This is a genomic window from Selenomonas sp. (genome assembly GCF_052169755.1).
GTDB lineage: Bacteria > Bacillota > Negativicutes > Selenomonadales > Selenomonadaceae > Selenomonas.
Window position 1 is genome coordinate 1 of record NZ_JBQNBV010000063.1, and the last position, 11,471, is coordinate 11,471.

Here is an 11,471-nt window from a genome sequence, read left to right on the forward strand (position 1 = left end):
GCGGCGTTTTTTTTTTTATGAATTTCCAAGAGGAAAAGCCGACGGCGCAGACAAAGCTGCGCCGTCACATATCTGCCAAGAGCAATTTCAAGGCGAGCTGCTTTTCCATCGGCAGCCTGCGAATCATTTCCAAAAGATGCGGGTCCACTCCGTCCTCTTCTTGCGGACGCACAGGCGCAGACTTCGCGACGATGCTGTTCAGCTCTTCGACGGTCAAGTCGAGCGCACGGCAGATCTTCAGCACGTTGTCCATCGCCGCGCCGCCGATGGAGCCGTTCAATATGGAGAGAAGCGTCGTGTACGGCATGTGGATATTCGCCGCAAATTCCTTGAGATTGCAGCCGTTCGATTTAATCAGTGACTTGACATAGTCCTCACGCGTCACGCTTTCGCCTCCTTTTTGCATACGTTGATCCCATAGGTATTATACAAGCAAAAACGAAAAAAAGAAATGTTGCCACTGTAATTTTCTTTTTTGTCGGGAAATCTTCTCGATTTTGTATTGATAAATCTGAAAATTTATGATAACATGAAGTTGTCGTAAAAAAAGAAGTTTTCTATCTTTCGGAAACGAAAAATCGTATTACCCTCGATAGAAAGTATAAAATTTCGTTTCACCGCTAAAGATGTTTCCTGCACGGCGATGTGCCATGCGATACGAAAGGAGAACGATATGGAGAAGGCAACGGTCGTCGTCATCGGAGGAGGAGCCACGGGCGTCGGCATCCTGCGCGATCTCGCCATGCGCGGCGTCGACGTGCTGCTCCTGGAAAAGGAGGATCTCGTCAACGGCGCCAGCTCGCGCTACCACGGTCTCTTGCACAGCGGCGGCCGCTATGCTGTCAAGGATCAAGAGGCGGCGAAGGAGTGCATCGAGGAGAATACGATCCTTCGAAAGATCGGCAAGTCGTGCGTCGAGCCGATCGGCGGTATGTTCGTGCGTCTTGCGTCCGACGACGCGGACTTCGAGGCGAGCTGGGTCGAGGGCTGTCGGGCGAGCGGCATTGAGGCGCGGCCTCTGACGCTCGACGAGGCTTTTCGCATGGAGCCGCGCCTGTCGCGCCATATCGTCTCTGCCTACGCCGTACCTGACGCGGCGATCGACGGCTTTCGCATGTCGTGGCAGAATGTCGCTTCCGCTGTACGCTATGGCGGTCGCTACAAGACGTACGCCGAGGTCGTCGGCATCCAAGAGACGAACGGCGCGCTTACGGGCGTGCGCGTGCGCGAGCGCTTTACGGGCAGGGAGTACCCGATCGCCTGCGATATTCTCGTCAATGCAGCAGGCGGCTGGTGCGAGAAGGTCGCTGAGCTTGCGGGGCTGAATGTCCCCGTGCAGCCGGACAAGGGCACTTTGATCGCTTTCAATCAGCGACTCGCGAACCACGTCGTCAACCGTCTGCACAAGCCGTCGGACGGCGACATTTTCGTGCCGCACGGCTCGATCACGATCCTCGGCACGACGTCGATGAGCATTGACGATCCCGAGGACACCAGCTCTTCTTATGAAGAAATCGAAGCCTTGATGAAGATCGGCGAACAGACCTTCGAGGATCTTCGCCAGTATCGCATCCTGCGCGCTTTCGCCGGCTCGCGTCCGCTCTACAAGCAGCCGGGCGCATCGGGGCGCGGCGCTTCGCGCGGCTTCGTGATCCTCGATCACGAAAAAGAAGGGCTCAAGGGCATGATGACGATTGTCGGCGGCAAGTTCACGACGTACCGCTTGATGGCGGAGCGCATCAGCGACCAGATCGCCGAAAAACTCGGCGTCAAGACGCCGTGCCGCACGGCGGACGAGCCGCTCGTGCCCGAGGTCAGCGAAGAGGCGAAGAAGAAGGCGGCGAAATACTTCCCGTCTTTCGGCACGAATCTCGCGGCGACGCGTCTCGGACCCGAAGCCTTCGAGCGCGTCGCCAAGCGGCTTGAAGAGGAGCCGGAATCGCGTGCGCTCGTATGCGAGTGCGAGAACATCACACTCGCTGAGATCGAGGAGATCGCCAAGAGCGAGGACAGCTGCATCATCAATGATATTCGCCGCCGCACGCGCCTTGGCATGGGCACATGTCAGGGCAATTTCTGCAGTCTGCGCGCCGCCGGCATTTTCCACCGCGTCGGCAGCACGGAGGGCGCGAAGGATTCTCTCGGTCAGCTCAGGGGATTTTTGCAGGGACGATGGAAGGGCGTGCGCCCCGTCCTCATGGGGCGCAATATCCGTGAATCGGAGATGACACGCGCTCTTTATGAGCTTTCCTTTAATGTCAACGGAGGCAAGAAGGCATGAAACAGCGGGACGTAGCAATCATCGGCGGCGGCTTCGCCGGACTTATGGCAGCCATCGCCTGCGCCAAAACCGGCAGGAAGGCGAGCGTATTCTTCTACGGCTCGGGCGCTTTCCCCTTGAACAGCGGGCTCATCGACATTCTCGGCTACGACGAGGAGCGCACATGGGTCGCCGATCCCTTAGCGGCGATCGGGAAGCTGCCCGCCGAGCATCCATACCATAGAATCGGCAAAAAATCCATCGAGGAAGCCGCCCTTTTCTTCCTCGATCTCATGAAAGATGAAGGATTCGGCTACTGCGGCTCCATCCACGAACAACAAGCTGCCGTGACGCCTGTCGGTACTTTGAAACCTTCCTGTCTGACGCCTGCATCCATGCAGGCGCCGGATTTCACCGGCAGGGATGTCATCGTCATCGGCGTCAAAGGGCTGAAAGACTGCTGCCCCGAGATGATCGCAGCGAACCTCGCCGATACGCTCAAAGAGGCGGTAAATATCCGCACACTCGAAATCACTCCCGAGTCGGCGGCAGAACGCGACCTCTCCATTCTCGACGCCGCACGCTGGCTTGAGGGCGACGGTGCAGCGACGGTCATTCGTCAGCTCGCTGCCGAGGACGGTGCGAACCGCGTTTTCCTCTTCCCGCAGATTCTCGGCGTGCGCGGCGAGCGGGTCTATAAGAAGATGCAGGCGGCGATGAAAGGCAGGATCCTTGAGACGACTGCCATGCCGCCCTCGGCGAACGGTATGCGCCTACGCGATGTACTCATGAAAGCGGCGCGCCGCATGGGCGTCGAATTTTTGGAAAACGCACGCGTCACGGGATACGCTGCGGACGGCAAGCGCTGCCTTTCCATCCGCGTCACGGGCGTACACGAGAAGGACTACCGCGCCGAGAAGTTCATCCTCGCGACGGGCGGTTTCTACAGCGGCGGTCTTATCGCGCAAGATCCGGGCGCAGCCTATGAGCCGATCTTCGATCTGCCCGTCGTATGCGAGAGGGATCCCGAGAAGTGGACTGCCGCTGATGTTTTCGACGCGCAGCCCTTCATGAAAGCGGGCGTCCGCACGGACGAGATGCTTCGCCCCGTCGATGAAAACGGCGCCCTCGTCTTTGAAAACGTCCATGTCATCGGGCGCGAGCTTGCCGGCTATGATTTCTGCCGCGAGCACTCGGGCAACGGCGTGGCGCTGGCTTCCGCCTACAAAGCGGCAATGGCGTGAGAGGAGCGGAGATTGATGAAAAAACCTTTTGAACTGCACGAAAACACGCCGGACACCGCCGACCACTGCATCGCCTGCACCTGCTGCATCGCGAACTGCCCCGTGACGGAAGCGACACGCGCCTTTGCCGGACCGAAGCTCACGGGGCCGGCGCACAGCCGCATGAAGTTCGCCGAGGACGACGTCGAGCGCAGTCTCGAATACTGCTCGAACTGCAAGAACTGTGAGATCACCTGTCCCTCGGGCGTGCGCGTCGCCACGCTCAACATGCTGCAGCGCGGCGAATACTACCGCACGCACAAACATTCGCAGAGGGACGATATGCTCGCGCACGGCGAGCGCATGGCAAAGCTCGTGCGCGCCCTGCCCTTTGGCGCGACATGCGCCAACATCGGCATGAAGGTCGGCAAGGCGCTCGGCGTATTCGCTGCTCTCGGCATCGCCGGCGAGCGCGACATGCCCGCTTTCGCATCCAATTCCTTCTATACGCTGTTTGCCAAACTTGAGCAGAAGCCATCGGAGAAGAAGGTCGTCTTTTATCCGGGCTGCTACATCAACGAGTACGAGCCGGAGATCGGCATAGCTTTTATCAAGGTCATGCAGAAGAACGGCTATGAGGTCATCACGGACAGATCCTTCATCTGCTGCGGCGCTCCTATGGTCGCCTCGGGCTATCTCGACGAGGCGCATGAAAACGCGAAGAAGAACGCCGAACGCATCCTCGCATGGAAAGCGAAGGGCGTCCCCGTCGTCGTCTGCTGCACAAGCTGCTCTTTGATGCTCAAGAGCGAGTACCACGAGCTTTTCGAAGATCCCGAGATGCGCGAAATTTCCTCGGGCATTTACGATGCTTTCGAGTTCCTCGATATCTTAGAGGAGCGCGGCGAACTGATCGAGGACTTCTCCCCCATCGAGCGGCGTTTCTCCTACCATCCGCCGTGCCATCTGCGCGCGCAGGGCATCGGGCTGCCGTCCTTCAACTTCCTGCAGCGCATCCCCGGTCTTTCCATCGAAAACATCGCCGCCGGCTGCTGCGGCATGTCGGGGAGCTTCGGCTTCAAGGGGGACAAGTATGACATCTCCATGAAGGTCGGCGAAAACGTCTTTACTCGCATCGCTGAAATCGGCGCAGATACCGTCGTCTCCGACTGCGGCACCTGCCGCCTGCAGATACGGCACGGCTCGGGCAAGGCGACGTGCCATCCCATCGAAATCCTCGCGCAAGCGTATGGATATAAATAAGGAAGCATATCCCTGCTTCCTCAAGTCCCCTGCAGCCCGATCCGTGCCGTCAGGGAAGGAATCTCGCCCGGAAGGGAGGCGATCATCAAAGAACGCGAAGAAAGCACCACCCCATAGTTTCATCCAACGAGGTTTGCACGGCGATGCAGCAACGCGGCGCTGTGCAAGGGAAAAAGTCGAGAAGCGAACGAAAAGGAGTGGCAATATGGGACAGAAATATGTCATGGCACTTGACGCAGGCACGACGAGCAACCGCGCTATCATCTTCGATGTGGATTCCAAGATCATCGGCGTCGCGCAGAAGGAGTTCACGCAGCACTTCCCGCAGCCCGGCTGGGTCGAGCACGACGCGGAAGAGATCTGGAGCTCCATGCACGAAGTCATGAAGGAAGCTCTGGAGCAGTCGGGACTCGTCGCGAGCGACATCGCTGCCATCGGCATCACGAACCAGCGCGAGACGGCAGTCGTTTGGGACAGGGCGACGGGACGCCCAATCTACAACGCCATCGTTTGGCAGTCGCGCCAGACGGCGGATATATGCGAGGATCTGAAGCGTCAGGGGCTTGTCGATGAGTTCAAGGAAAAGACGGGGCTTGTCATCGACGCCTACTTCTCGGGCACGAAGGTCAAGTGGATCCTCGACCATGTGGAAGGCGCACGCGCCAGAGCGGGAAAAGGCGAGCTTGCCTTCGGCACGATTGACACTTGGCTCCTCTGGAAGCTCACGGGCGGCAAGGAGCACAAGACGGACTACTCGAACGCATCGCGCACGCTGATGTTCAACATCAAGACGCTCGAATGGGACGAGGCTCTCCTCAAGCATCTGACGGTGCCGAAGAGCCTCTTGCCCGAGGTGCGCCCGTCGAGCGAAGTCTACGGCCACACGGTCCCCTCGATCATCGGCGCCGCCGTCCCCGTCGCAGGCATGGCAGGAGACCAGCAGTCGGCGCTCTTCGGACAGAACTGCTTCTTGCCCGGCGAAGCGAAGAACACTTACGGCACAGGTTGCTTCCTGCTCATGAATACAGGCACGGACATTTGCATGTCGAAGAACGGTCTTGTGACGACCATCGCCTGGGGTCTTGACGGCAAGGTCGAATACGCGCTCGAAGGCTCGATCTTCGTCGGCGGCTCCGCCATCCAATGGCTGCGCGACGGTCTGCGCCTCGTCGACTCCGCGCCCGACTCCGAATGGGTCGCGAAGAAGGTCGAGGATGCCGGCGGCGTCTACATGGTGCCCGCTTTTGTCGGACTCGGCGCACCGTATTGGGACATGAACGCACGCGGCATGATCATCGGCATCACGCGCGGCACGACAAAGTCGCATATCGTACGCGCGACACTCGACTCCCTCGCCTACCAAACGCGCGACGTGCTTGGCGCGATGGAAGCCGACTCGGGCAATCGCCTCGCCGCGCTCAAGGTCGATGGCGGCGCTGTCGCCAACAATCTCCTCATGCAGTTCCAAGCCGACCTCCTCGGCGTCCCCGTCGACCGCCCGCAGATCACGGAGACGACCGCCTTGGGCGCTGCCTACCTCGCAGGTCTTGCCACAGGCGTATGGAGCTCGAAGGAAGATCTCAAGAAGAGCTGGCAGCTCGACACGCGCTTTACCCCTTCGCTCGACCAACAGGAAGCAGACAAGCTCTACAAGGGTTGGAAGAAGGCCGTCAAGCACGCCGCAAACTGGCTCGCAGATGAAGAATAGGAGGCTGCACGATGTACGATAATCTTCTCGGTGAATTTTTCGGCACGCTGGTCCTCATCGTCTTTGGCTGCGGCGTTTGCGCCACTTGCTCGCTCGAAGGCTCGAAAGGCAAGGGCGGCGGCTGGATTTGCATCGTCTTTGGCTGGGGCTTCGCTGTGACCTTCGGCGTATTCACTGCTATCTCGCTCGGTGCGCCGCAGGCTGACCTCAATCCTGCCGTCACCATCGGCAAGATGCTCGCCGGCGTCTACAACTTCCAGCAGTTCCTCGCGACTTCCGTCATCCAGATTCTCGGCGGCATCGCAGGCGCCGCTATCGTCTGGCTCGCCTATCTGCCCCATTTTGAAAAGACGGAGGACAAGGCGACGAAGCTCGGGCTGTTCTGCACGGCTCCCGCGATTCGCTGCACTTGGAAGAACTTCCTCTGCGAATTCATCGCGACTTTCTTCCTGCTCTTCATGATTTGGGCGATCTTCGCCAAGGTCAACGGTCCCTTCGCTCCCGGCTACGGCCCGTACATCGTCGGCATCCTCATCGTCGGCTTGGGTCTTAGTCTCGGCGGACCCACGGGCTATGCGATGAACCCCGCGCGCGACCTCGGTCCTCGTCTCGCCCACTTCATCCTGCCCATCGCAGGCAAGGGCGGCAGCGACTTCGCCTACGGCTGGATCCCCGTCGTCGCTCCCCTCGCCGGCGCCGCCGCCGCCTACTTCGTAGCGCACGGCATCGGTATGCTGTAAGAGGTATAGCCAAATTTCTCCCTTGCAGAAAAAAGAACAGACCTAATACCAACTATATGTTATAATATAGTTGGTGCTACTAGAACGGTAGGCGGTCGATTCTTAGCCCCTGAAAGGGGGCGCTGCTTATGGAACTGTACGATTTTTTATCGTTGATGTTCATGGTGACGATTTGCGTCGTTGCGTTAAAGGCAAAATAAGAAACCCCGCCTTCGGCTCACAACTGTAGGCGGGGTTTCTTACCCAATCTTCACGAGGGGCTGACCGTTTACCAGTAGCACCTTCTTCTACGCTCATTATACAATGGGATATGATATACGTCAAATCCTCTATGCGTATAATAATATCGCCTCGCTGCACATAAAAGCCACAAAGCCCCCTTCCTATGATATAATGTCTGTAACGGCATTGCAGGAAGGGGGCTTTCAATATGCGCAGGAGATACATCCTTGCACTCGATTCGGGCACGGTGAAAAACCGCACGGCGATTTTTGACGAACGGGCGAATCTCATTTCTCTCGTGAAAAAGGAACTGAGCGTTTATCGCCCGCAGTCCGGCTGGGTCGAGCAGGATGCAGACGAGATATGGGCGGTGCAGCTACAGACGGCGGAGCAGGCGATTCGCGAAGCAGGCATCCGAAAATCAGAGATCGCGGCGATCGGCATCACAAACCAGCGCGAAACGACGGTGATCTGGAACCGTCATACCGGGCGGCCGATTCATCACGCCATCAGTTGGCAGTCGATGCAGTCGAAGGAGATCGTCGAGCGTTTCCGTAAGAATGCCGATCTCTTGGAAGAGTTCCGCCAAAACACGGCGATGGTGCTCTCACCGTATTTTTCCGTCAGCAAGATTTGCTGGCTCCTCGAAAATGTACCCGAAGCGCAAAAACTGGCGGAAAACGGCGACCTCGCCTTCGGCACGATCGACAGCTGGCTTCTCTGGAAGCTCACGGGCGGCAAGGTACACGCAACGGACGACTCGAACGCATCTCGCACGATGCTCTATCACCTCGCACGCGGCGCTTGGGATGAAACGCTATTGCAGCAGACGCGCATCCCTCATGCGCTTATGCCCGAGATCCATCCATCCTCGCACACCTACGGCGTGACGGCAGCCGCCGTATTCGGCACGGAAATCCCCATCAGCGGCATCCTCGGCAATCAGCAAGCCGACCTCTTCGGTCAATGCTGCTTCACACCCGGCACAGCGAAAAACACTTACGGCGAAGGCTCCTTCTTCCTTCTCAATACAGGCGATCGCTATGTACAGTCGCACAACGGTCTCAATGCAACGGTCGCGTGGAAGATCGGCGGCAAGGTGACCTATGCGCTCGAAGGCAGCATCTTCGTCGCGGGCGTCGCGCTCGAATGGCTGCGGCGCGGTCTCAAGATCCTCGACTCCCTCGAAGAGTCCGAATGGATCGCCAAGCGCGTCACGGACACGGCGGGCGTCTACTTCGTGCCTGCGTTCCGCGGTCTCTCTGCGCCCTATTGGGACAGTGAGACGCGCGGTATGCTCATCGGGCTTTCCGAGGACACGCGCCGCGCCCATATCGTACGCGCAGCGCTCGCCTCTATGGCGTACCAAGTGCGCGACGTCTACGAGGCGATCCGTTCCGACGCCGCTCTTCCTATCGGAGAACTTCGCGTATCGGGAGGCGCGAGCCGCAACAATTTGCTCATGCAGATGCAGGCAGGCGTCCTAGGTCTGCCCGTGCGTCGCCCTATCGAAAGCGAAACGACGGCTCTCGGCGCCGCCTACATGGCAGGGCTCGCCGCAGGGCTATGGCGAAGTACGGAAGATCTCGCCGCCCTCTGGCAGGAAGACGCCTGCTTCCAGCCGCACTTCAGCGAAGAAGAGCGCGAACATCTCTATGACGGCTGGCAAAATGCCGTCTCCCATGCGATGGGCTGGCAAGGTTGACAATAGTCACGTCTGGATATAATATGACTATATTGACAGGAGGGATTTTTATGCCGCCATTAGCAGAAACGATTCACCCCTCGGCAGATTTGCGCAGCAGGTACAGCGAAATCTCACGACAGTGCCGTGAAGACCGCAAGGCTGTGATCATCACCGTGAATGGACGTAGAGACACGGTATCTCTCGGGTATGAGCAATATCAACAGATGAAAGCGCAAATCGCACTTCTCGAACTCCTTGGAGAGGCAGAAGAAGATGTCAGAAACGGCAGAGTCGCCCCCATGCAGGAGAGCTTTGATTCTCTCCGCGCAGAGCTGCTTGAGAGGGAATAGCTGTGGCATATCAGATTCTTCGTACGGCAAAGGTAGATGAACAACTTCGGGACATTGTGCTCTATCGAGCAGAAGTTACAGGAAGCATCAAAGCCGCCTTGGAATTTTTAGATCATTTGGAGCAAAAAATCAACCGTCTGACAGACTTCCCTGAAAGCGGCGCCCTGCCTCGCTATACTGCTCTGCGAGCAAGAGGGTATCGCGTGCTGATTGCTGAGAAGCATCTTGTATTTTACAAGATCGACAAAAAGCGCAGGATCGTAACCATTTATGCGGTCGTCGATGGGCGAAGAGACTATCTGAACTTGATTTGAAGCGAGACGCATGAAAACCGCCCGATGGGAGCATTTCCCATCGGGCGGTTTTGTGCTTTTTGCTGCAAAGTATGCGCGATTTTAGAAGCGGTAGGTAAGCTGGAAGCGCGCGTAATCGCCGAGGCGGAAGTGCTCGGGCGTGTAGAGCGTATCGCGCATCTGCGTGCTCCTTGCGCCAAAGGTGTATGTGGCTTCTAAGAGAAGGTTCTGCGCCGGCACGAAGGATATGCCCGCCGTGAAAGAGCGGATGCCGTCGAGGTAGCGGTCGGGCAGATCCGCGCCCGTACCGCCGAGGAAAGATCCATGCTCGAAATTCTTGTAGTCGAAGTAGACGCCCCATGTGCCGGGGATGTCCATATCGGCGATGCCATAGTCGAGACGCACGACCCAGAAGTAGGGATTCGAGCCGCCGCCCGTATAGCGCCCGTTGATATCCCTGCCGCCGTGGAAGTAGCGCCCCATGGCGCTGCGGTTGACGCCGCAGTCGAAGGAAAGAAGCGCGCGCGGGCCGAGCAGATAGCGCGCACCGATGCCGATCACATTGGCGATGCGAAGCTTCTCTCCCTTTGCCTCCATGCCGCGCCCAAAAGAATGCAGCGTCCACAGTTCCAAACCGAGATTGTCGCCGACTTGATGACGGACTTTCAGATAACCCGCTCGTTCCATCTTAGGAATGACATCCTGCTTGAGGAGGTAGCCGGGCTGACGGAATGCAATCGGCGCGCCGGGGAGCGGGATGGGGGCATCGTTGAGCGGATCAAACCGACCTCGCATGATAGATTCTATGAATTTGGATGTTCCGTGATAGAATTTCCTATCACCATCGGTCGTACCATAGTGAACTTTACCAGATGAATCGGTCCATGGCTTGCCCCGATTATACCATGTTGCCGTATCGCCGACGAAGGAGGTAAACATGTGATCGATCGCCTGCTCGCGCGTGAGTGTCCTGCCGTCTTGCGTCTCGTAGGTGCTGCCCGTATCCTCCACCGCTTGCAGAATATCGTCCATCATCGTCTTGATATTCTCCGAATGCAGGAGTCCTTCGATGCCGCCGTATTTGGGGCTGCCTGTGATGTTTCCATCCCTTCTGCGATTATACGACGGCATGGAAATACTTTTCAGAGGTTCGCCTTGTGTAAGATCGCGCACCGTACCGTCCCCGCGTCGGACGATGATGTCCGCTTGGAACAGGTTATAGTATACACGCCATGGCTTTCTCTTGAGCACCTTGTTCCATTGATTTACATACGTATGCGCGGGATCGGGATCGGCATCGGCACGCCGCTGCATCTCGGTGTCTACATCCTTGAGGATGCCGACGAGTTCGCGTACAACTTCAAGTTTTTTCTCGGCGATCTGGGCATCTGTCAATGAAGGGTCACGCACCCAGTTGCCATTCGCATCCTGTATCTTTCCCGCATTGTTGAACTTCTCGCGGTAGTTCGCCTTTGCTTCGGGGTCATAGGGCATCGGGTACGGCTCGCCTTGAACATGCTCGTCCACCCCTGCGCTGTTGCGGAACGTTCGGGCATAGATGCCAAGCAGCTCGTTAAGCGTCGCAGCGCGCTGGATCATCGCCGCTTCCTTGTGGCTGTAAGCGCTGTCCGATACGCCTGTCGTGCGCGAGAAATCTCCGTAGCCGAGCGCGATCTGCGTCTTGTCCTCCGTGTAAAGCACGCGCATACCGTCGTACTCCCGACC

General features: G+C 58.0%; 9 protein-coding genes and 1 pseudogene. 8 read left to right on the forward strand and 2 right to left on the reverse strand.

Going from position 1 to position 11,471, the window contains the following annotated elements; genetic code table 11:
• Positions 1–64 precede the first annotated feature (64 nt).
• Entirely contained in the window at positions 65–385 is a 321-nt protein-coding gene (locus tag ACTTKG_RS05895) for a helix-turn-helix domain-containing protein (RefSeq protein WP_442673320.1), read from the reverse strand.
• Positions 386–673: 288 nt separating this feature from the next.
• On the opposite strand from ACTTKG_RS05895, the gene glpA reads away from it, so the two are divergent.
• The 8 genes from glpA (at position 674) to ACTTKG_RS05935 (ending at position 9,767) form a co-directional block, all read left to right on the forward strand.
• Entirely contained in the window at positions 674–2,281 is a 1,608-nt protein-coding gene (glpA, locus tag ACTTKG_RS05900) for an anaerobic glycerol-3-phosphate dehydrogenase subunit GlpA (protein ID WP_442673321.1), read from the forward strand.
• Positions 2,278–3,504 carry an anaerobic glycerol-3-phosphate dehydrogenase subunit GlpB gene (gene glpB / locus ACTTKG_RS05905; RefSeq protein ID WP_442673322.1) on the forward strand — a complete coding sequence of 409 codons (1,227 nt, stop codon included), beginning with the start codon at positions 2,278–2,280 and terminating at the stop codon, positions 3,502–3,504. The genes glpA and glpB overlap by 4 nt, the downstream gene beginning before the upstream one ends.
• Before the next feature lie 15 nt (positions 3,505–3,519).
• Positions 3,520–4,746 (forward strand): anaerobic glycerol-3-phosphate dehydrogenase subunit C, encoded by a 1,227-nt coding sequence (locus ACTTKG_RS05910; protein ID WP_442673323.1) that lies wholly within the window; start codon positions 3,520–3,522, stop codon positions 4,744–4,746.
• Positions 4,747–4,951: 205 nt separating this feature from the next.
• Positions 4,952–6,454 (forward strand): glycerol kinase GlpK, encoded by a 1,503-nt coding sequence (gene glpK / locus ACTTKG_RS05915; protein ID WP_442673324.1) that lies wholly within the window; start codon positions 4,952–4,954, stop codon positions 6,452–6,454.
• A gap of 11 nt (positions 6,455–6,465) precedes the next feature.
• A complete protein-coding gene (locus ACTTKG_RS05920) occupies positions 6,466–7,194 on the forward strand; it encodes an MIP/aquaporin family protein (protein WP_442673325.1) in 729 nt (242 codons plus the stop codon).
• Positions 7,195–7,624: 430 nt separating this feature from the next.
• The gene (gene glpK, locus ACTTKG_RS05925; protein WP_442673326.1) at positions 7,625–9,121 is read left to right on the forward strand and encodes a glycerol kinase GlpK; all 1,497 of its coding nucleotides are present in this window, start codon (positions 7,625–7,627) and stop codon (positions 9,119–9,121) included.
• A gap of 50 nt (positions 9,122–9,171) precedes the next feature.
• A complete protein-coding gene (locus tag ACTTKG_RS05930) occupies positions 9,172–9,453 on the forward strand; it encodes a type II toxin-antitoxin system Phd/YefM family antitoxin (protein WP_442673327.1) in 282 nt (93 codons plus the stop codon).
• 2 nt (positions 9,454–9,455) lie between these two features.
• Entirely contained in the window at positions 9,456–9,767 is a 312-nt protein-coding gene (locus ACTTKG_RS05935) for a type II toxin-antitoxin system RelE/ParE family toxin (RefSeq protein WP_442673328.1), read from the forward strand.
• 81 nt (positions 9,768–9,848) lie between these two features.
• Here ACTTKG_RS05935 and ACTTKG_RS05940 read toward each other — a convergent pair.
• Positions 9,849–11,471: pseudogene (locus ACTTKG_RS05940) on the reverse strand (TonB-dependent receptor plug domain-containing protein); the annotation flags it as partial.

What these genes read in the sequence shown, in the direction of transcription:
- ACTTKG_RS05920 (WP_442673325.1), top strand. Translation starts at nt 6,466, where the DNA reads ATGTACGATAATCTTCTCGGTGAATTTTTCGGCACGCTGGTCCTCATC.
- ACTTKG_RS05930 (WP_442673327.1), top strand. Translation starts at nt 9,172, where the DNA reads ATGCCGCCATTAGCAGAAACGATTCACCCCTCGGCAGATTTGCGCAGC.
- glpK (WP_442673324.1), top strand. Translation starts at nt 4,952, where the DNA reads ATGGGACAGAAATATGTCATGGCACTTGACGCAGGCACGACGAGCAAC.
- glpB (WP_442673322.1), top strand. Translation starts at nt 2,278, where the DNA reads ATGAAACAGCGGGACGTAGCAATCATCGGCGGCGGCTTCGCCGGACTT.
- glpA (WP_442673321.1), top strand. Translation starts at nt 674, where the DNA reads ATGGAGAAGGCAACGGTCGTCGTCATCGGAGGAGGAGCCACGGGCGTC.
- glpK (WP_442673326.1), top strand. Translation starts at nt 7,625, where the DNA reads ATGCGCAGGAGATACATCCTTGCACTCGATTCGGGCACGGTGAAAAAC.
- ACTTKG_RS05910 (WP_442673323.1), top strand. Translation starts at nt 3,520, where the DNA reads ATGAAAAAACCTTTTGAACTGCACGAAAACACGCCGGACACCGCCGAC.